At 69.0% G+C, this 19183-nt stretch carries 23 protein-coding genes and 2 pseudogenes; 12 read left to right on the top strand and 13 right to left on the bottom strand.

Going from position 1 to position 19183, the window contains the following annotated elements:
- A partial coding sequence (locus ACIOC1_RS34715) for an RHS repeat-associated core domain-containing protein (protein WP_401858482.1) occupies window positions 1-445 on the top strand: 445 nt, incomplete at its 5' end.
- A gap of 534 nt (window positions 446-979) precedes the next feature.
- Here the strand turns inward: ACIOC1_RS34715 and ACIOC1_RS34710 are convergent.
- Window positions 980-1168: pseudogene (locus ACIOC1_RS34710) on the bottom strand (IS701 family transposase); the annotation flags it as partial.
- 378 nt (window positions 1169-1546) lie between these two features.
- Here ACIOC1_RS34710 and ACIOC1_RS34705 point away from each other — a divergent pair.
- On the top strand, window positions 1547-1714 hold the full coding sequence (locus tag ACIOC1_RS34705) for a hypothetical protein (RefSeq protein ID WP_391049368.1): 168 nt from the start codon (window positions 1547-1549) through the stop codon (window positions 1712-1714).
- Window positions 1715-2594: 880 nt separating this feature from the next.
- Window positions 2595-2783, top strand: a pseudogene (locus tag ACIOC1_RS34700) (transposase); the annotation flags it as partial.
- A 27-nt stretch (window positions 2784-2810) separates the two neighbouring features.
- Here the strand turns inward: ACIOC1_RS34700 and ACIOC1_RS34695 are convergent.
- The 4 genes from ACIOC1_RS34695 to ACIOC1_RS34680 form a co-directional block, all read right to left on the bottom strand.
- Window positions 2811-3212 (bottom strand): hypothetical protein, encoded by a 402-nt coding sequence (locus tag ACIOC1_RS34695; protein ID WP_401858479.1) that lies wholly within the window; start codon window positions 3210-3212, stop codon window positions 2811-2813.
- Window positions 3206-3370 carry a hypothetical protein gene (locus ACIOC1_RS34690; protein ID WP_401858476.1) on the bottom strand — a complete coding sequence of 55 codons (165 nt, stop codon included), beginning with the start codon at window positions 3368-3370 and terminating at the stop codon, window positions 3206-3208. The genes ACIOC1_RS34695 and ACIOC1_RS34690 overlap by 7 nt, the downstream gene beginning before the upstream one ends.
- A 134-nt stretch (window positions 3371-3504) precedes the next feature.
- The gene (locus ACIOC1_RS34685; RefSeq protein ID WP_391050034.1) at window positions 3505-3669 is read right to left on the bottom strand and encodes a hypothetical protein; all 165 of its coding nucleotides are present in this window, start codon (window positions 3667-3669) and stop codon (window positions 3505-3507) included.
- Between the two features lie 753 nt (window positions 3670-4422).
- A complete protein-coding gene (locus ACIOC1_RS34680; protein WP_401858485.1) occupies window positions 4423-4848 on the bottom strand; it encodes an RHS repeat-associated core domain-containing protein in 426 nt (141 codons plus the stop codon).
- A 66-nt stretch (window positions 4849-4914) separates the two neighbouring features.
- Between ACIOC1_RS34680 and ACIOC1_RS34675 the strand changes: the two genes are divergently transcribed.
- A complete protein-coding gene (locus ACIOC1_RS34675) occupies window positions 4915-5163 on the top strand; it encodes a hypothetical protein (protein WP_401858488.1) in 249 nt (82 codons plus the stop codon).
- A gap of 103 nt (window positions 5164-5266) precedes the next feature.
- On the opposite strand, the gene ACIOC1_RS34670 is transcribed toward ACIOC1_RS34675, so the two are convergent.
- Window positions 5267-5599, bottom strand: coding sequence for a hypothetical protein (locus ACIOC1_RS34670; RefSeq protein WP_401858471.1), 333 nt, complete (start codon window positions 5597-5599; stop codon window positions 5267-5269).
- Window positions 5600-5917: 318 nt separating this feature from the next.
- Window positions 5918-6229 (bottom strand): hypothetical protein, encoded by a 312-nt coding sequence (locus ACIOC1_RS34665; protein WP_401858468.1) that lies wholly within the window; start codon window positions 6227-6229, stop codon window positions 5918-5920.
- A 547-nt stretch (window positions 6230-6776) separates the two neighbouring features.
- Here ACIOC1_RS34665 and ACIOC1_RS34660 point away from each other — a divergent pair.
- Entirely contained in the window at window positions 6777-6944 is a 168-nt protein-coding gene (locus ACIOC1_RS34660; protein ID WP_355348527.1) for a hypothetical protein, read from the top strand.
- Window positions 6945-6984: 40 nt separating this feature from the next.
- A complete protein-coding gene (locus tag ACIOC1_RS34655) occupies window positions 6985-8013 on the top strand; it encodes a helix-turn-helix transcriptional regulator (RefSeq protein WP_401858465.1) in 1029 nt (342 codons plus the stop codon).
- Here ACIOC1_RS34655 and ACIOC1_RS34650 read toward each other — a convergent pair.
- Entirely contained in the window at window positions 8004-9035 is a 1032-nt protein-coding gene (locus tag ACIOC1_RS34650) for an SDR family oxidoreductase (RefSeq protein WP_401858463.1), read from the bottom strand. The genes ACIOC1_RS34655 and ACIOC1_RS34650 overlap by 10 nt on opposite strands.
- Here ACIOC1_RS34650 and ACIOC1_RS34645 point away from each other — a divergent pair.
- Complete coding sequence (locus ACIOC1_RS34645) at window positions 9016-9414, top strand: discoidin domain-containing protein (protein ID WP_401858460.1); 399 nt, start codon at window positions 9016-9018, stop codon at window positions 9412-9414. The two genes, ACIOC1_RS34650 and ACIOC1_RS34645, sit on opposite strands and share 20 nt — an antisense overlap.
- A gap of 86 nt (window positions 9415-9500) precedes the next feature.
- Window positions 9501-10136, top strand: a complete 636-nt coding sequence (locus ACIOC1_RS34640) for an NAD(P)-dependent oxidoreductase (protein WP_401858457.1) — start codon at window positions 9501-9503, stop codon at window positions 10134-10136.
- A 95-nt stretch (window positions 10137-10231) separates the two neighbouring features.
- Here ACIOC1_RS34640 and ACIOC1_RS34635 read toward each other — a convergent pair whose 3' ends face one another.
- Window positions 10232-10612, bottom strand: coding sequence for a DoxX family protein (locus ACIOC1_RS34635; RefSeq protein WP_391162205.1), 381 nt, complete (start codon window positions 10610-10612; stop codon window positions 10232-10234).
- Between the two features lie 88 nt (window positions 10613-10700).
- Here ACIOC1_RS34635 and ACIOC1_RS34630 point away from each other — a divergent pair, with 88 nt between their 5' ends.
- Window positions 10701-11609 (top strand): LysR substrate-binding domain-containing protein, encoded by a 909-nt coding sequence (locus ACIOC1_RS34630; protein ID WP_391050021.1) that lies wholly within the window; start codon window positions 10701-10703, stop codon window positions 11607-11609.
- A gap of 270 nt (window positions 11610-11879) precedes the next feature.
- Here the strand turns inward: ACIOC1_RS34630 and ACIOC1_RS34625 are convergent, their stop codons facing one another.
- From ACIOC1_RS34625 to ACIOC1_RS34615, 3 genes are all read right to left on the bottom strand, one after another.
- Complete coding sequence (locus tag ACIOC1_RS34625) at window positions 11880-12770, bottom strand: hypothetical protein (RefSeq protein WP_401858454.1); 891 nt, start codon at window positions 12768-12770, stop codon at window positions 11880-11882.
- Between the two features lie 94 nt (window positions 12771-12864).
- Window positions 12865-13212, bottom strand: a complete 348-nt coding sequence (locus ACIOC1_RS34620) for an ATP-binding protein (RefSeq protein WP_188283376.1) — start codon at window positions 13210-13212, stop codon at window positions 12865-12867.
- 319 nt (window positions 13213-13531) lie between these two features.
- The gene (locus ACIOC1_RS34615) at window positions 13532-14239 is read right to left on the bottom strand and encodes a helix-turn-helix domain-containing protein (RefSeq protein WP_355348507.1); all 708 of its coding nucleotides are present in this window, start codon (window positions 14237-14239) and stop codon (window positions 13532-13534) included.
- A gap of 142 nt (window positions 14240-14381) precedes the next feature.
- On the opposite strand from ACIOC1_RS34615, the gene ACIOC1_RS34610 reads away from it, so the two are divergent.
- The 3 genes from ACIOC1_RS34610 (at window position 14382) to ACIOC1_RS34600 (ending at window position 18478) form a co-directional block, all read left to right on the top strand.
- Window positions 14382-15647, top strand: coding sequence for a saccharopine dehydrogenase C-terminal domain-containing protein (locus ACIOC1_RS34610; protein WP_391050014.1), 1266 nt, complete (start codon window positions 14382-14384; stop codon window positions 15645-15647).
- A 150-nt stretch (window positions 15648-15797) separates the two neighbouring features.
- Window positions 15798-16469, top strand: a complete 672-nt coding sequence (locus tag ACIOC1_RS34605; RefSeq protein WP_391050013.1) for a DUF4232 domain-containing protein — start codon at window positions 15798-15800, stop codon at window positions 16467-16469.
- A 200-nt stretch (window positions 16470-16669) separates the two neighbouring features.
- Window positions 16670-18478 (top strand): gamma-glutamyltransferase family protein, encoded by a 1809-nt coding sequence (locus ACIOC1_RS34600; RefSeq protein WP_401858450.1) that lies wholly within the window; start codon window positions 16670-16672, stop codon window positions 18476-18478.
- A 36-nt stretch (window positions 18479-18514) separates the two neighbouring features.
- Here the strand turns inward: ACIOC1_RS34600 and ACIOC1_RS34595 are convergent, their stop codons facing one another.
- Window positions 18515-18898: a PPOX class F420-dependent oxidoreductase gene (locus tag ACIOC1_RS34595; RefSeq protein ID WP_355348495.1), complete on the bottom strand. Its 384-nt coding sequence runs from the start codon at window positions 18896-18898 to the stop codon at window positions 18515-18517.
- Window positions 18899-19183 lie beyond the last annotated feature (285 nt).

The raw sequence follows: 19183 nt of genomic DNA, 5'->3' as shown, positions 1-19183 counted from the left end.
CCCCTACCGCTACGTCGGCGGCACCTACGACCGCACCACCGGCTGGATCAAATACGGCCAGCGCTGGTACAACCCCACCACCGGCCGCTTCACCACCCAAGACGCACACTCCTTCCTCACCGACCCCGCCCAGGGCAACCGCTACGCCTACGCAGGCGACGACCCCATCAACAACACCGACCCCACCGGGCAATTCGGACTGTCGTCGGTGACTAGTGGCCTCGCAAAAGGGCTCGACGCTTATGACTGGCTGCAGGCAGGCACTAGCCTGCTGAGCGGAGACATTTCAGGAGCGGCGTCTGGGTTCGCCAGCATCAGCGCAGGAGTGGTGGCCGGTGCCGTATGTGAGGCAGCAACAGCCCCTGAATCCGCCGGACTTTCCACCGTAGGCTGCTATGCGTTCGGTGTGGCCGCATCATATTCAGTGCAGGTAGCTCTGTCGTGAATTAGATCGCTGGGGAGCGCTCTCTCCAGGAGCGCCCCCCAGCCCCCTTCGAGAGGTGATATTCATTTCCGATAAAATCGAGAAAAACTCCGCTCGCGGCTGGCTGTACCTCGCTGCGGCTTTCTTAGGCTTCTACGTGATCGTTGGATTCATAATGACCGCCAGCGGAAAAAGTGCGGCTTCGGCCTGGGGCGGCACACTCCCTGTATTGATCGCCCCACTCCTGGGAGTCGGATTCGTCCGATACCGAAGGCAAAAGCAAAATGGCCTCCGATAGGCCCGACACGAGTAAGCATGGCATCCAATACAAGCGGCAGGAGTCAAAATGACGACAATAAACTTCGCCGCCGGAGGGACGAGCCTGCCCAGTAGCACCGGAACGGATATCGCAATTACCTGCGTGTGCGCCGTCGTAGCAGGCGTAATATTCTTCATCTTCAGGTTCAAAAATAAGAAGTAGCGCGACACTGCAACTCGGGTACGAGGCTGGTCTCGCAACATCGGGGTTAGTACTCCAGTCGTAGTTCGTGATCTTCAAGTCTGAGTTGCTTGTCGTCGGTAGCGGCTGGTCTGGGAGCGGGCCTGGTGGTGACGTCGCCAGTCGGACCAGCCGAGCCGGTGGTCCGTGCCGTAGACGGGTTGTTCGTTGCAGGTGAGCGGGGTGCGGGTGTCGGGTGCGGGGTGGCGGTCGCCGTCGTCCGCTCGGACGACGGCGAGGAAGGCGCACCCAGCAGGTGATCTGGCCAACCGTCCGGGGACTCCGTACTGGCTTTCTCGCCAATAATAGAAAACGGGAAAAATGAGCAAAGACGCAACACGAACGTTGGTAATATTTGTAATTGTTTGCGCAGCACTGGGAATCGCTGGCATCACTCAGGGGGTAAACGGAAATGCCGTAATCCTAGCAGCAGGGATTGTCGCTCTTGCTTGTGCCCTTGTGGTGCTTTTTCTGATTATTCGAGGACCCAAAAAAGAGTAGCTTTACTCCAACCGCGGATTCCAGAGCAGCCGCTGGTGCGTCGGCGGTTTCGATAGCAATGTCACCCACCACGCCGAAAAGAGTGCCGAATGGGAATACCGGGTCCGAATATGGCGCGGCGAATGGTGATCTTCATCATCATCACGTTCATTGCTGCCGTATTTCTTATCATCCAGGGAAGTAACGAGGAGGGCGCAGGCGGAGTGGCATTCATCTGCGTGGGAATCGTTACGCTCGCAGCCGCCGGAACGCTGACCTATCTCATGCTGCGCGGTCCGCGGCGTGAATGATTCGCGGCGGAAGCACTTCGCCGCGTGCTGCGGATATGCAGATGCTCCCGGTGCTCGGCACCGGGAGCATCGAAGAGCAGGGCCGCTCGCTCAGCCTTGCCGGGTCTCTCCAGGGCCAGTCGACCCGGGTTACCACGGGCGGGTCGTCGCTCTTCTTCTCCGTGCCGACGAGTGCCGGGTTGGCGAAGGTGTCAGCGAAACTCTGCTGCTGAGCCGGTGGCGGCGGTGCCTGACCGGGCTCCCTCGTTCTGTGCGTCGCTCATGGTCACCAGTGTGGACCATGAGGGCGACGAATTCACTATTTGGTAAGGTGAAAAAAATAATGCACGTATTATTCGAAGTGCTGTTGGTGGTTGCTGGAATAGTTTTCATCGGTGGAGCGCTCTTTCGATGGCGCAACCATCAATCGTACGGCGTGAAGTCCCGCTCAGCATCTGTCATGTTGGGTTTGACGGGGTGCTTTGCCCTGGCAGCAGCCGCCTGGCCACCTCTGCTTGGAGGCATGGTTTTGACGGGGATCGCCTTCTGGGCATTCCAGCGAAAAGAGTGACTTTCCCCGGATGCTGTCGCGGTGGTTGCGCCAGCACCCGGCCCTGCCTATGGCCGTGATCCCGTGCCGTTCGGATCCGTGGTCACCGCGTCGACCAACACCGGCACGTGCGTCTACGCCCCAGCAGGTGATCTGGCCAACCGTTCGGGGAGTCCGCACTGGCTTTCTTGCCAATAATAGAAAACGGGAAAAATGAGCAAAGACGCAACACGAACGCTGGTAATATTCTTAATTGTTTGCGCAGCACTGGGAATCGCTGGCATCACTCAGGGGGTAAACGGAAATGCCGTAATCCTAGCAGCAGGGATCGTCGCTCTCACTTGTGCCCTTGGCTCTAAGGTGCTTCCGCGGCGCTGGGTCGTCGAGCGGACGTTCGACTGGCTCATGCACCACCGCCGGCCCGCCCGCGACTACGAAACTCACCCTCACCGCTCCGAAGCCATGATCAACATAGCGATGATCGACCTCATGAGCCGCAGACTGACCCGGGAATCGATCCGCAACTGGCGCGACAGCTGAACGGCGGCAGAGTCGGCCTCCTGCGAATCACAGCAGGTAGGGCCACAGGCTGACGCTGTTCCGCTTCACACTGATCTCGACCCACGTTCCATCGACAGCAGTCGATGGCGGCGGGTCGGCGAGGTCGAACAAGATGTGGGTTCCAGCTACTTCCAGCATGGCTCCGCCATCGCCCGTCAGGCCCAGCCGCCCCCGAAAGACAATCCGACCGCCTTCCTCCTCATCCACCCCCGGTGAAAATGAAGTGGCCGGTCGAGTGTTGCCGCCCCAGGCCACGTCCTCTTCAACGGTCGACTCCACATGATGTTCGCGGCCCACTCCCGTCGGATCGCCGCACCAGAACGCCGCAGCGGCACCCACCTCCGAGCGCACCCGAACCGTCGCGCGCCCGTCGGCGACCTGCCTCACCGCTTCCACTTGGATCAACACCCCGCAATCATCCACGGCAGCACCGCGCTGCCAAACACTCCTGCCAGGATAAAACGCTCTTTCAGGGCAAATGATGCCTTGGCGTCCACTTGCCCCGTCCACTCGCCGACGGCGCCGTGGATCCGCCAGGCGGTCTCCCGGGCGTCCTCACTGCTCACGGCTTGGACCACCAGGAGGACTTGTAGCCCTGCCAGCCGTCGAGGCCCGGCTGACCCACCGAGCGCCTCTTGCCGGCAGCTCGAATGCTGGGAACGGGGCGCCGTCGTACGGGGCAGGTCAGCCGATGCCGTAGTTAATAGTGCGGCGTTCGGGTGACGGGTTCCTGCGGGGCGGGCCCGCCGTACGTGTACTCGCCCTTGTTGCCCTCGGTACGGCGGCCGCGATGAAGCTTGGCGACGAACATTCCCCGGTCGAACTGGGCGAAGACACCCATCATCTGGCGCATGGTGGTGCGCATCGGGACCTCCGGGGTCGTCGGGCATGATCTCGCCCTCTGTTATGAGTTCTACGACGCCGATTTTTTCGGAAGTTCGCCCCCTTCCATCTCATCAGCGGGCCCAAAAAGGCCGCTGCAGCGATCACTGCGATGATCACAATCAGAGTGCTCACGTGACTCCTTCAGATTGCGAAAGGAAGCCCGAAGGCGGCGCCTCCGGGCAGATGAATTTAATAGATATTTAGTGGTCTTGGTTATTTTTCTTGCTTTTCTTTTTCCGATCACAATAATAATGGCGAATATGACGATTAGGCACATAATTCCTATGAGATCGAATACGGGACCGCCCGGCAGTCGGGTTCCGCCTACTGCAATATCAAAACCACTCTTCAATTTCTACTCCTACGGTTAGCGGTGACGAGGGCGGCCACCGATGGTCGGGGCCGTCCTCACCTCGCAGGTTAGTCGGATACCAGGCCGGAGACGTAGTCGCCCGCCCTTTTAGCTTTCTACTGTTTGCGCCGCTCAAGCCATGCATAGGTGGACCATATGGCGAACATTAGGACTGCAAAGAACAAGCACGTCCAAATTGCTTGATGCGCCCCATTGTCCGTGGCGAAAAAGTCCACGAGGCCGGCGACCACCCCGACCAAGAGGGCGAGTATTCCCCGCATGCTACTTTTCCAGTCATGTTCACCGCCGGTATAGTTGGTTCATTTGTTATGGACCGTGGCCAGGTTTTCGCAAATCCGGCCACGGTCCATGGAGAATCTTCTACAATTTCCCTACCATTTTGAGGACAGTGCCGCCGGCCCCGCCCCCAATTGCGCCGCCAGCGCCGTACCCAACACACGACTCAAGGTCACCTTTTGTGCTTCCACTGTTCATGGAGCTGGCAGTCATTCCGCCCACACAACCACTGAGGAATCCGGCAACATACGGGTTTTGAGTCACCACCAATGCTGTAACTCCGACTGCGGTTCCCAGTACGATTCCCATCGTATCCCCCAGAATGAATGTGCCGTTGGGGTCCGTATGACTGATGGGGTCGTTGCTGAAGGCGGCGTAGGGGTTGGTTTCCTGGCCGGAGGGGCCGGTTTGGGTGAAGTGGCCGGGGGTGGTGTAGTAGTAGCGGGCGCCCTTTTTGTACGGGCCTGTGGGGTGGAGGTAGGTGCTCTGGGGGCGGTAGGGCTGGGGCAGCGCTTCGACGGGGGGTCGAGGCGTCCTGGCCGTAGGGGTTGTGGTTGTGGAGTGCCCCCGGTTTTCATGGAGTTGAGTGTGCCCTGGGGATCGCGGGTGTATCCGGTGTCGGTTCCTGCGGTGGTGGAGGCGGCGAGTCCTTCGGGTCCGTTGTGGAAGGTCGTCGCGCCGAGGCTGGTGCGTTCGCCGTTGTCGGTGCCGGAGTACGCGGCGGTGAGGGCGGTGAGCTGGTTGAAGTCCGACCAGGTCTCGCCGTTGCGGGCCACGGCGCTGATGCAGGGGTTCGCGGCTGTTTCGTCTCCTGCTGCGTTGTAGGACCAGCCGGTGGAGGAGCCGTTCTTGGAGATGAGCTGGCTGGCGTCGTTGTAGGCGTAGGTGGTCCTGGTGTCGGGGCACGTGAAGAGGGCGCCGACGCCGGTCATGTTGCCCGCCGCGTCCAGGCAGTAGTGAACGGGGGTGGGGGTGTCCGCTTCGGTGAGCCGGTTATGGCGGTCGTAGGTGTAGGTGAAGTAAGGCGCCCTGCGGCGCCGTAGCCGTAGTCGACAAGGCCGGTGGGATCGGTGTAGGTGTCGATGTGGCCGTGGGGGGTGTAGGTGAGCAGTGTGGTGGAGCCGTCGGTCAGGGTTCGCAGGGGCTCGCGGTTGAGCTTGTCCATCGCGTACGTGGTGGTGCCGGTGGCGTCAACGCGGGAGCGCTGGTTGCTGTCACCGTCGAAGGTGTAGGTGACACTTGCGCCTCCGGATGTGACCACCTTCGTCGTGCGGGTGTCGGTGGTCTTGACGAGGTTGCCTCAGCCGTCGGTGTCGAACACCGCGGTGCGGCCGTCGCTGCTCACCGGCGGCCACGGTGTGTTGGTGGGGGGCGGTACCGGTCAGCTGCCGGGCGCGGTGGAGCAGGCCAGTACCGCGGCCGCTGCCCGGCGCATCTGCCGGATCTCTGTCGCGGTTGTGTCCTGCGGGCCTGCCAACTCCGGCAGCTCCTCGATGTCGGCGGCCGGGGGCTCGGGTGTCAGGGCCTGCTCGAGCAGCTGGTCGACGTCACGCCATGCGGCGGCGCTGCGCGGCTTCTGTCAGGTGCTCTCGCTGCGTTCTTGCTGGTTGCGAAGCTGTGCGCTGCGGTTCTCGGGGGCGTCGACGGCGGCGTGGCGGTGGTCGACCTGTACGGGGCGCTGCTGGCGGGTGGTCCAGCCGGGCATGGTAGCCATGCCGCGCGGCCCGGCGGCGAGGAACCCGGACGCACGCCGTACGCCGCCGGGCGGCTCCTGGCGCAGGTCCAGGGCTGCCAGGACATCATCGGCGGTCCAGACCACGTCGGAGACCTCGTTGACCGCCCACGCGATCCGGGCCTGGTCGGCGGCCCGCGGCCATGGCAGACGCCGCATCAGCTCTCCGGCCAGCGCGAACCGTTGGCCGACGTGGTTGTGCTTACATGGCCCGCGCTTGGCCTTCTTCTGGTGAGACGACGTGCGCTTCCCGCTGGCGGGCTTGCCCTCGGAGGGATCAGGGGTACTACCGGCAGTGGAGACAGGTGAGGTACCACCCCGCATTGGGGGTGCAACGGCCCTCGCCCAATCCGGGCCGGACACCGCTCCTGGCCGTGCTCCCCGGCCTCCGTTGCACCCTGCGTCGACGTTGTCGGCGAGGTCTTCGCCGACCGCCTTGGGACCGTCTTCCTCGCCATCACAGCAAGCCGGACACCTCACCCACACGCCAACCGCGCGAGCCGGGGTTAGGGAACCACGGCCGGGCGCGGAGTGTCCTTCAGGGCATCCGCACCCGCGGGAGACCCTGCGGGCAGAGACGAGGATGATGAGGATGCCGGTGAGAGGTCGTATGACGAGATGTGTGATCGCGGGGGCATCGCTGGCCATCGCCCTGGCTGCTCTGTCCGGGTGCGCAAGCGACAAACGCGGGACCGGGGACTCACCCGTGGCGAACCACAAGGGTGACAACGCGCCCGCCGACGTCACCAACTTCCCCGACCACTACGCCAACATCGCCACCAAATGCGTCGCGGGCGCACCCGGCTACCGCGCGTTCGTCACCACCCGCGACGCCGCACCCGTCATACTTCCCGACCCCGGCTGCAAAGGCTGACCCCTCACCGCCGCGCCGGCGGGTGCGGGATCATGGGGGGATGCGCGCTGCCCGGCTGATCCGTATGGCCCTGCTGGTCCAGTCGAGTCCCGGTGTGACCGCCGCCGCGATCGGCCGGGAACTGGGGGTCAGCGAGCGGACGGTGATCAGGGATGTACAGGCGCTGCAGGAGGCGGGAGTCCCCGTACGGTCGGAGCGGGGACGGGCGGGCGGATACCGGCTGGCGCCGGGGTACCGGACCCGGCTGACCACGCTCGGTCCCGGAGAAGCCGAGACGCTCTACCTCACCGGACTGCCCTCTGCCCTGCGGGACCTCGGACTGTCCGACGCCGCGGACACCGCACGGCTGAAACTGTCCGCGACCCTGCTGCCGTCGCTGCGCGCGGCGGCCGAGTCCTCAGCGCACCGCTTCCACCTTGACGCACCGGCCTGGTTCCGCGAACCGTCGGCCTGCACGCTGCTGCCCGAACTCGCCCGCGCCGTATGGTCCGACCGGACCGTCGAGCTCACCTACACACGGCCGGGACGCGACGGCACACCGCCCGCCACCGTGACGCGGCATCTGGAACCGTACGGCCTCGTCCTCAAAGCCGGGGTCTGGTACGTCGTGGGCCGCGTCCCCGGCCCACCGGCAGAACACGAAGACCCGTGGCGGACCTACCGCGCCGACCGGATCACCGCCCTGTCCCCCGGCGCCGGCGAGCCCTTCACCCGCGACCCCGCCTTCGACCTCGCCGCGCACTGGCAGGCCAGGGCCGCGGAATTCGCCCGGGCACTGCTGCGCACCACCGTCACCGTCCGCCTGACCCCCCGGGGGCTGGACCGCCTGCCCGCCGTCACCGACCCCGCCGCGACCGGTGAGGCACTCGCCCGCGCCGACACCCCCGACACCGCGGGCCGCGTCACGCTCCGCCTGGCCGCCGAAAGCGAAGACGTCGCCTTCACCCAGCTCACCCAACTGGGCGCCGACGCCGAGGTATTGGCCCCGCAGGGCCTGCGCGCCCGCTTCCGCGACCACGCGCAGGCCCTCAGCGACCTCTACGGCCCGCCGCCGCCGGATCAGCGGTAGTCGTCCGCCGTACCGGCCTTCCCCCCGTACCGCACATCCTCGAAATACCCCCACCCGTCCGGCTGGCTGCCGTCGACGTCCCGCACACCGTAAACCCTCGCCAACTCCCCGCTCGACGTCGACGCGCCGTTCCACCGCGCCGACCTCTCCGGATCAGCCGCCAGCGCCGCCACCGCCCGCGCGAGGTAGTACGGCGACTCCGCGACCGCGAAATCCGGCTCCGTCAGGACAGCGTCACGCCAGTTCTCCTCCGACACGCCGAAGTGCGCCAGCATCTGCTCCGACCGCAGAAAACCCGGCGACACCGCAACCGCCGTACCGCCGAACTCCGCCAGTTCCTCACCCAGCCCGAACGCCATCCGGATCGGGGCGTTCTTCGCCAGGTCGTAGAAGAGATTCTCCCGGTAACGACGGTTCGACACCGCCGTGCCATCCGTCACCTCCACCAGCAAAGGCTCCGCCGACCGCACCAGCAACGGCAGCGCCAACGCCGCGGTGATCACATGCGAGCGCACCCCCAGCTCCAGAATCCGCAGACCGTCCTCCAGCGGCGTCTCCCAGCTCTTCTTCCCGAACACCGAACCGGTCAGCAGATGCTCACCGCCCCACAGATCGTTCACGAGGATGTCCAGCCGCCCCCGCTCACGTCCGATCCGCGCCGCAAGAGCACGGACCTGCTCCACCACCAGATGATCGGTGGGAACAGCGACGCCCGTACCCCCCGCCGCCGTCACCAGCTCCGCCGTCTCCTCGATCGTCTCCGTCGCCCGGCCGACCTCGCTGACGCGCCCGCGCGTCGTACGGCCCGTCACATACACCACCGCACCCGCACGGCCCAGCTCAACGGCCAACGCCCGCCCCGCACCACGCGTGGCCCCCGCCACCAGAGCGATCCTCCCGTCCAAGGAACCCGCGGAAGAACCAGCAGAAGAACCAGCGGAAGAGACCGTGGAAGAGACGGCGGGAGAACCGGCGGGAGAGACGTTCCGGCCGGGATCCTGAATGTTCGTGTTCTTGTCCATCCCCCCAACCTCCACCCCAAAGGTGACAACCCCCGTCACCCTTTCCCGGCGGTCACAGAAACCGCGACGACGACAGGTCCAACAGTGCCAAACCCACAGCCCTGACACCCCCGGGCATCCGGCCCGGGCGACAGCGCCCGGAGCCGCGCTCACCGTCGACCTGGGCAAGGCCACCCGCGTCGGACGCACAGTGGTCCAGGCGTCCGGGGCCACGACCGCGTACCGGATCGACGTCTCATCCGACGGCGCCGCCTGGACGCCCTTTGGCGACCCCACCCACACCGCGACGCTCAAGTCCCACAACGGCACGACCGCGACCTACACCGCGCAGGGCCCGGCGGCGCCCCATGTGGTGAGTCTTGAGGTCTATACCGAGTAGCCGCGGGCGACAATGCGCACAGGCCGGGTGACGGTCCGCGGGACCACCGCGGACCGCGCCCCCGCACACCGGTCCGGGAGGCCGACGTGAAGCTCCTCGTGTTCGGGGCCAACGGCAGGACCGGGCGGCAACTCCTCGCCCAGGGACTGGCCGCGGGCCACGAGATGACCGCCTTCGTCCGCCCTCGGGCCACCCCGCCGGAACCCCGGCCCCGGCTCCGCGTCGCGACCGGGGAAGTGACCGGGGACCAGGACGCGGTGCGCGCCGCCGTCGAAGGGCAGGACGCGGTCCTGACCGCGTTCGGCAGCCCCACCACCTGGCACGGCCTGACCTTGCCCACCCTGACCGTCACCGCGATCCCGCGGATCGTGCGGGCCATGCGCGACACCGGAGTCAACCGGATCGTCCACCTGTCGGCACACGGCGTCGGCGACACCGCCGACCAGGCGCCGGCGGTGTACTGGGCGGTCTACAAGGCGCTCGGACCGATGTTCGCCGACAAGGCGGCCGGAGAGGAGATCCTGCGCGCCAGCGGCCTGGACTGGACCCTGGTCTATCCCGTGATGCTCGTCGGCGGACCCCTCACCGGCCGCTACCGGACCGGCGAACGCCTCCCGTTGCGCGGCATCCCCCGTATCTCCCGCGCCGACGTCGCCCACTTCATGCTCCGCGAGGCCGCCTACCCGGCCCACCTCCACACCACTGTCCAGCTCGCCAACTGACCCGCTCCACAGCTGCGTCGGGGGCCGGACCGCACGCGCGCCGGTGAGCGCGGCACGGGCCCGCGCAAAGGAACGGATTCCGGGCCGCCGACCCGCTAGTAGGCGACAGTGAGCGCGAGGGACGCGACCGCCAGGGCCAGATAGCCGCCGGGGAACGCGATGTTGTAGAGCACACGGGCACGCACATGGGTGAGGACAGCGCCCACGAAGAAGACGACGAGGCCCGCGGCGGCGGCGACACCGACGGGCCGGACGCCCAGGAGCCCGAGGAGAAGACCGGCGGCGCCGGCGGCCTTGAGCGAGGCCAGCCAGATGTGCCAGCTCTGCGGGACGCCCACCTCCGCCGAGTTCGCCAGGACGAACTCGGCGCGGGCGAGGTCCGCGACGGCGATGCCCGCGTTGGCCAGGATGGTGACGACGGTGATGATCACATACGCGGTGAACACGATGCTTGTCCTCGGGGTCGGAAACGTCATGGGCTCGAAGATGGTGCGGGCGCCCGCGACCACCAGCCTCGTCACACTCAACTTTCCCGTCCAATACCTGCACCTATAACCTGGGGGCATGGACGTGGACACCCGGCTGCTGCGCTACTTCGTCGCCGTCGCGGAAGAGGGGACCCTCACCCGCGCCGCCGAGCGGCTCTTCGTGTCGCAGCCCGCGCTCACCAAGCAGATCAAGCAGTTGGAGAGTCAACTCGGGGTGCGGCTGTTCACCCGGTCCCGTACCGGCATGACGCCCACGGACGCGGGCCGTCTGCTGGCGCAGCGCGCGCCCGCGCTGCTGGCGGACTGGGACCGCGTGCTGACGGAGACCAGGAGCGCGGAGCGCCGGGGCCTGCGGCTGCTGCGGGTCGGCTTCCTCGCCAGCGCGGCCAATGAGGCGACTCCGCACATCATCGCGGAGTTCACGCGTCGCCGTCCGCGGTGGCGGGTGGAGATGCGCCAGGCGTCCTGGGCGAATCCGACCGCCGGGCTCGCCGACGGGGACGTCGATGTCGCGCTGGTACGGCTGCCGTTCCCGGGCCAGGAGGCGCTGCGGGTGGTGCCGCTGTTCACCGAGCCGCGCTGGGTCGCGCTGCCCGAGGCGCATCCGCTGGCCGCGCGGGAGACGATCGCGTTCCGGGACCTGTGGGACGAGCCGTTCGTGGCCGCTCCGGCGGAGACCGGCCGGTGGCGGGAGGAATGGCTGGCCGCCGGGGAGCGCGAGGGCCGTCCGGTACGGATCGGCGCCGTCACGGACCTGCCCGACGACTGGCTCAGCGCCATCGCCAACGGTTACGGCGTCGCTCTGGCGCCCGCGTCCGCCGCCCGCTTCTACGCCAGGCCCGGTATCGCCTACCGCCCGGTGAGCGGCGTCAGCGACAGCGAGGTCGGCGTGGCCTGGGCACCGGCCGACGACGCCAATCCCGTGGTCCGGGACTTCGTCAGCTGCTGCACCGACCGGCCGTGGCCGGACGCGTCAGGGGCCTGACCACCACGGGCAGGCGCGGGAACACGGCGCTCGGACGCGGAGACCGCGGCACCCGGGCACGGGGAACGCGGCGCTCGGCGAGAAGCCCACCTTCGCATCATTCCGTTTCCGGCCGCCGGGGATACCCATGGTCTGACAGCGGCTAACACAATGAGTTGACCTGTCGTCGCGTGATGAGGCAGCAGGCGAGTTTGAGGAACGCTTCGTGGACGGCGGTACGGCGCCTCAAGGGCCGTACCGCCGAAGGCCGTTCAGGGATCTGACCTGACGTCAGGCGGGCAGGACGGCCAGCGATCCCGAGTGCACGGTCAGGGCGACCCGGTGGGCGGCGCCGTCCCGGTTCGGGACCTTCACCTGGACGTCGGCGGAGGTGGCGGCCGTGGTCACGGCGTAGGCGTCGCCCGACGGGACCGGGAGGCGTACGGCGGTCGAGGCGGAGGTCGTCACCACGGCGAGGGTGTCCGGTGCCAAGCTGAAGCCGAGGTCGGCGCTGCTGGAGGTCACCGCGAAGTCGGCGTGGGAGGGGTGCAGCGCGTGGGCGGTGAGGCGGTCGGAGGCGACATTGACGGTGAGTCGGCCGCCGAGTCCTTCGAGCAGCGTCTCGCCCGAGGTCTGCCGCAGCCGCAGGCCGGTCTTCTCGGGGACGGTGAGGGTCAGGTCGCCGTCGCACGAGCCCGCCGTGTCGCCCCCGACGTCGCCGCCGTCGTCGTCACCGGTGTCCGTACCGCAGACCAGGGTGAGAGTGCGCAGGCCCGCCGCGTCGTCGACGACACCGCGCACCCGCGCCGCACCGCCGTCGGGGCGGTGATACGTGCCCGAGACCGTGTGGGCGCTCGCGTCGGCGGTGATCCGCACGCGACCCGAGACTCCTTCGAGGACCAACAGGTCGGCGGCGTCGGCGTGCAGACGGGCCGTGGCGTCGGGATCGGTGCTGCCGAATCCGGCGCTTCCCTGGTCGGCACTTCCTTGGTCAGCGCTTCCATCGCCGGGCGCGCCCTTGTCCGCCGGGCCGCCGGCTCCGGCTCCGCCGTGGTCGCGGCCGTGTCCGGTGAGGACCAGAGCGGCGGTCACGGCGAGGGCGATCACCAGTACGGCGATGAGGACGCCCGGCCGGGCGGTCCGTCGTCCTGCGGGGTGTACGGGCTGGTCAGCGGTCTCCATGCCGCCCGTCTGCCCCGGGGGCCACGCCCGAACCCCACCGGGATGCCGGTCGGGTCACGGGCGGGCGGGGTGCGGGCGCGAGGTCCCGGCGGCCCTATCGGGCCAGCGTGACCAGGACGGTCTTGCCGCCTCCGGGGCGGCGGGTCACCGCCAGTGAGTGGGCCAGCCGTTGGATCATCATCCAGCCGAAGCCGCCTCTGGCGCCGTTCCAGTCGGGCGCGCGGCCTTGCGGCGGGGTGTCGCTGGGGTCGTCGATCGCCACGCGAAGGGTGTTCGCGGCGGCGCTCAGACGCAGTTCGCGTACCGCTCCGGCGTGCCGGAGGGCGTTGGCGGCCAGCTCGGAGACCACGAGGGTCAGATTCTGCAGGGTCCGTACGGCCAGCGGAGGGTGGAGGGTGTCCGCGAACTCCGAGGCGGCGACGCGTGCTTCCGCCGCGCTCATGGGCCGGGAAACAGTCACGGCGTGGGCCACCGGCGTTGCCGCCGGTGCCCCGCCATCGGACGGATCGCTCACGTGAATCACCTCTGGAGGAGATCCCGCGGCGCGTGCGACCTGAGGTCAGCCGCGCCGCAGCATCATGACGACGAGTACGACGACGACGATGAGAACGATGGTTCCGATACCTATGTACATGTGACGCTCCTGAACCAGATTGTCCGGCGGTTTGCTTCCTCAGGTCGCTTGCCCGGCTCGGACCGGTCTACCGCGTTCTTTCGATACAGGGGTAAGGGACCGGATCCGGGGAAGGACGCCGGGTCGGTCAGCGCGTGGCCGGGGGCAGTTCGCGGGCGGCCTGCGCGATGAGCATGTCCAGGGCGTCGGGATAGGCGCTGCGGGTCATCCGGGCGGCGAGCAGGGGCGCGGTCGCGGCGATGTGCGGGTGGGTGCGGGGCGACAGGGCCGCGTACGTGTCCTGCCAGATCTCCTCGTCGGCCGCGCGGGCGGCGGCGGGCAGCGCCAGCGAGGCCGCGTCCAGGGCGGCGAAGGCCAGGCAGCCGTCGATGAAGACGTGGTAGACGCGTACGAGGCCGGGGCCGGTGAATCCGGCGCGGTGCAGGATGCCCAGGATGGCCTCGTCCGCGGCCAGTTCGCGCTTCCCCCCGCTCACCCGGCTGGCGGTCAGCACCGCCGCCTGCGGGTGGGCGAGATACGCGCGGTGGATCCGCAGGCCCAGGTCGCGCAGATCGCGCCGCCACTGGCCGGTCGGCGTCCAGCCCGCCAGGGCCCGGCCCATCAGTTCGTCGGCGATGGCCAGGACGAGGGCGTCCATGCCCCGGAAGTAGCGGTAGAGGGAGCTGGGGTCGGCGCCGAGTGCAAGGCCGAGCCGCCGCGCGGTCAGCCCCTGCGCGCCGTGTTCCGCCAGCATGCGCAGGGCGGTCTCCACGATCAGTTCGTGGCTGAGCACCTCGCCCTGCCGCGTCGGCCGACGTCGTTGCCGCGCGGCTCCGTCCACCACCTTCTTGGCCACGGCCGGGAGCTTACGCCAACGGCATTGACCTTACGGCGCCGCCGGCGGTTCCATCACTCCACGGCGCGAGCACCCCGCGTGCGAGGGCCCCGGCCGCACCGCTCACCCGCTCATCCACTCGACCAGCGGAAGGAACCCCGCCATGCGCGTACTGCTCATCGGAGCCGGAGGCGTCGGAAGCGCCATCACCCGGATCGCCGCCCGACGCGGTTTCTTCGAGCACATGGTCGTCGCCGACTACGACCCGGGCCGGGCCGAGGCGGCCGTCGCGGCACTGGGCGAGGCGGCGGACCGGTTCAGCACGGCCAGGATCGACGCCTCCGACCAGCTCTCCGTGGAGGATCTGCTGCGGGAGCGGCGGTGCGACGTGCTGCTCAACGCGACCGACCCGCGTTTCGTCATGCCGTTGTTCCAGGCCGCGCACCGGGCCGGGGCGACGTATATGGACATGGCGATGTCGCTGTCGGTGCCGCACGCGCGGCGGCCCCACGAGGAGTGCGGCACGAAGCTCGGCGACGACCAGTTCGCGCAGGCGAAGGCGTGGGAGGAGGACGGGCTGCTGGCTCTGGTCGGCATGGGCGTGGAGCCGGGCATGTCCGATGTCTTCGCCCGCTACGCCGCCGACCACCTCTTCGACGGCATCGACGAGATCGGGGTGCGCGACGGCGCGAATCTCACGGTGGACGGCTACGACTTCGCGCCGTCGTTCAGTATCTGGACCACCATCGAGGAGTGCCTGAACCCGCCGGTGGTGTGGGAGAAGGACCGCGGCTGGTACACCACGGCGCCGTTCAGCCAGCCCGAGATCTTCGACTTCCCCGAGGGCATCGGACCGGTGGAGTGCGTGAACGTCGAGCACGAGGAGGTGCTGCTGATCCCGCGCTGGGTCGACGCCCGCCGGGTGACGTTCAAGTACGGTCTCGGCCAGGACTTCATCGACAAGCTCCAGACCCTCCACGACCTGGGCCTGGACCGTACGGACCCGGTCACGGTCGCCACCGACCGGGGTCCGGCCCGGGTCTCCCCCAGGGACGTCGTCGCCGCCGTGCTGCCGGACCCGGCCGCGCTCGGCGACCGGATGCACGGCAAGACCTGCGCGGGCACCTGGGTGAAGGGCACCAAGGACGGCCGCCCGCGCGAGGTCTACCTCTACCACGTGGTCGACAACCAGTGGTCGATGCGGGAGTACGGTTCCCAGGCCGTCGTCTGGCAGACGGCGATCAATCCGGTGATCGCCCTCGAACTCCTCGCCGACGGCACCTGGAGCGGCAGTGGTGTCCTCGGCCCCGAGGCGTTCGACGCGCGGCCCTTCCTCGACCTGCTCGTCGCGTACGGGTCCCCGTGGGCGATGCGCGAACAGGCCGGGAACGCGCAGGATCGGGACGCGGCCCCGGCGCCGAACGCGTAGCCACCGCCGCCCTCGGGGCGGATGCCCCGAGGTGCCCCCGGACCTGGGGCGCCTGTGTAGCCAGGGAGGACAGGGGCAGGCGTGGCATCACACGGTGATTGAGTACGACGGGGTCGGTCTTCCGGCCCCAGGACGCACGGAGGTCCCACGATGCGCAGCCTGTCCGTACGCGTGATGGTGCCCGCCGCGGCTCTGGCCACGGCGGCCCTGACCTTGACGGCTTGTTCGGACGACGGCGGGTCCGCCGCTCCGGCGGGCTCGTCCGTCTCGGTCAGCGCGGCGCCGTCCGACTCCCCGTCCGCCGGTGCGCCGTCCACGACGGACGACGGTACGCAGAGCGCGCCGGGCGGTACGCCCACGTCGTCGGCGGACGGCTCCGGCGGCGCGTCGGCCGAGGCGGCGGGGCCGAGCGCGTGCGCCAGCGACCACCTCAGCGTGGCGCTGAAGGACGCCGAGGTCGGCGCCGGGCAGTACCACGCGAAGGTCGTCTTCACCAACACCGGCAGCACGGCGTGCACGCTGACGGGCTATCCGGGCGTCTCGTACGTCAAAACGGCCGGGGCGCAGGCCGGTCCCGCGGCCGACCGTGACGGCGGTTCGCACGGCACCGTCTCGCTGGCGCCGAAGGCGACCGCGTACGCGGAGCTGCACGACAGCAACGGTCAGGGCGGCTACAGCGCCGACCAGTGCAAGCTGACGAAGGTCGAGGGGCTGCGGATCTATCCGCCGAACCAGAAGGCGGCGCTGTTCCTCGCCGACAAGACCGAGCACTGCGCCGGTACGGGCATCCACCCGCTGACCATAGGCGCCGTGCGGCGCTGACGGCCGGTCGCCTGACGCACCGTCAAGGGCCCGCGCGGGCCCGGATGGTGGACCGCCGCGGACCCGCCGCTTCCCGGTCGCTAGCCTGCGTGCAAGGACGCGGCACCGTGATGTGCCAGGTCATGGCGGCGGACGGCCCTCTAAGCGGGCAACGGGACGCGCCTTGACGGGAGTTGCCCGACCCGAGAGAGGCGCAGCGCATGTTCACGACCAGGCCGACCCTCCAAGGCACCTTCGGCATGGTGGCCTCCACCCACTGGCTCGCCTCCCAGAGCGCGATGGCCGTACTGGAGGGCGGCGGCAACGCGTACGACGCCGCCGTGGCCGGTGCTTTCGTGCTGCACGTCGTGGAGCCGCACCTCAACGGTCCCGGCGGCGAGGTGCCGATCATCGTCGGGCCCGCCGAGGGGGAGGTACGGGTGCTGTGCGGGCAGGGGGTGGCGCCCGCGGGCGCGACCGTCGCCCACTACCGCTCGCTCGGCCTGGACCTGGTGCCCGGTACCGGGCCGCTGGCCGCCGCCGTGCCCGGCGCGTTCGACGCCTGGATGACGTTGCTGCGCGACTACGGCACCGCGTCCCTCGCCGAGGTGCTGCGTTACGCGATCGGGTACGCGGCGGACGGTCATCCGCCGGTCGAGCGCGTCACGGCGACCGTCGAGACGGTGCGTGAGCTGTTCGAGACGGAGTGGACGACGTCCGCGGAGCTGTATCTGCCGGGCGGCGAGGCGCCGCGTCCCGGCGAGCTGTGGCGCAATCCGGCGCTCGCCGCGACCTGGCGGCGGCTGATCGCCGAGGCGGAGGCGGACGGCGGCGGGGACCGGGTCGCGCAGATCGAGGCCGCGCGCCGGATCTGGCGGGAGGGCTTCGTCGCCGAGGCGATCGTCGCCCAGGCCGCCCGTCCGACCATGGACACCAGCGGCGAGCGGCACACCGGGACGCTCACGGCCGCCGATCTGGCGGGCTGGTCCGCGTCGTACGAGGAGCCCGCCACGTATGAGTGGGACGGCTGGACGGTCTGCAAGGCGGGTCCGTGGAGTCAGGGCCCGGCCTTCCTCCAGCAGCTCGCCCTGCTGCCGTCGCGCGCCGCCGACCTGCCCGCGTACGGGTCCGCCGCGTATGTCCACCGGCTGGTCGAGGGCACGAAGCTCGCCATGGCCGACCGCGAGGCGTGGTACGGCGACGTGTCGGACGTCCCGCTCGACGCGCTGCTGTCCACCGCGTACAACACCGGCCGCCGCCAACTCATCGGTGACCGGGCCTCGTACGAACTGCGGCCCGGCGGCCCCGAGGGTCGGACGCCGAAGCTGAGCGCGTACGCGACCGCCGCGGGGCAGGGCGCGGGTGCGCGGGTGGCGCCGACCGGGGCCGGGGCGGGCGAGCCGACGGTCGCGGTGGACGGCGGCACGCGCGGCGACACCTGTCATATCGATGTCGTGGACCGCTGGGGCAACATGATCTCGGCGACGCCCAGCGGGGGGTGGCTCCAGTCGAATCCGGTGATACCGGAGCTGGGCTTCCCGCTCGGCACGCGGCTCCAGATGACCTGGGTCGAGGAGGGTCTGCCCAACTCCCTGTCCCCCGGCCGCAGGCCGCGCACGACGCTCAGTCCGTCGCTGGCGCTGCGCGACGGGGTGCCCGTCCTCGCCTTCGGCACCCCCGGCGGCGACCAGCAGGACCAGTGGCAGGTGCACTTCTTCCTCGCCGTGGCGCTCCGCGACCGGGTGCGCGGCGGCTACGACCTGCAAGGCGCCGTCGACGCGCCGAACTGGCACACCGACAGCTTCACCGGCTCCTTCTACCCGCGGGCCATGGCGCCGGGCAGCCTCACCGTCGAGGAGCGGACGGGTCCCGATGTCGTGGCCGAACTGCGCCGCCGGGGGCACGCGGTGAGCGTCGGCGGCGCCTGGTCGGAGGGGCGGATCTCCGCCGTCGCGCGCGATCCGGAGACGGGCGTGCTGTCGGCCGCCGCGAATCCGCGCGGCATGCAGGGCTACGCCGTGGGACGTTGACGCGTCCGGACGGCGGCGCGCGGCCCTGCGGAATCCTCAGCCCATGCCCACGCTCTGGTGCTCGGGCTCGATGAGCGCGACGACGAGCTCGTTGTCGCGCGAGTAGGGGCCGCCGGTGTACTTCGTCGCCATCCGGTCGATGATCTCCCAGACGGCGTCGCCCTCCAGCCATTCGACGACCTTGCCGCGGATGACGACCGGCTGGAAGGGGTTGTCGGCCGGGGTGAGGGAGAGCGCCACGCGCGGGTCGCGGCGCAGATTGCGGGCTTTGCGGGACCGCGGGCCGGTGAAGATCGTGACGCGGTCGCCGTGGGTGCCGATCCAGACGGGGACGGTGTGCGGGGCGCCGTCGGGCAGGACGGTCGCGATGTGGGCGAGTGAGGTGCCGTCGAGGACGCGGCGGACGTCGGGGTCGAGCATCGTGGTCAGCTCCTGATGGCTGGTGCGGGTGCGCCGGTGAACGGGTCGGCGGCTCTGGTGATGTACGCGGACGGCCGCCCAGGGCCGCGTCCGGGGACGTATCCGTGGACCGACACGCGTGCACACTGAGAACCCTGCCAGGTCCTCGCGACCTCGGCATCCCGCGCGAGGCGCCGGCCGAGCGGCTGAACCGCCTCGTCGACGAGGGCGTCCTGGAGCGGCGCCCGTACGGCCGCCGGGGGCGAGGCCGGTCCGCCGGGGCTCCGCGACCTGACGGACGCTGCG

The organism is Streptomyces sp. NPDC088197, assembly GCF_044741185.1.
In the GTDB taxonomy this organism is placed as follows: Bacteria; Actinomycetota; Actinomycetes; order Streptomycetales; family Streptomycetaceae; genus Actinacidiphila.
Note: the sequence above shows the minus strand (reverse complement) of the source record. Positions and strands in the feature narration are given on the sequence as shown.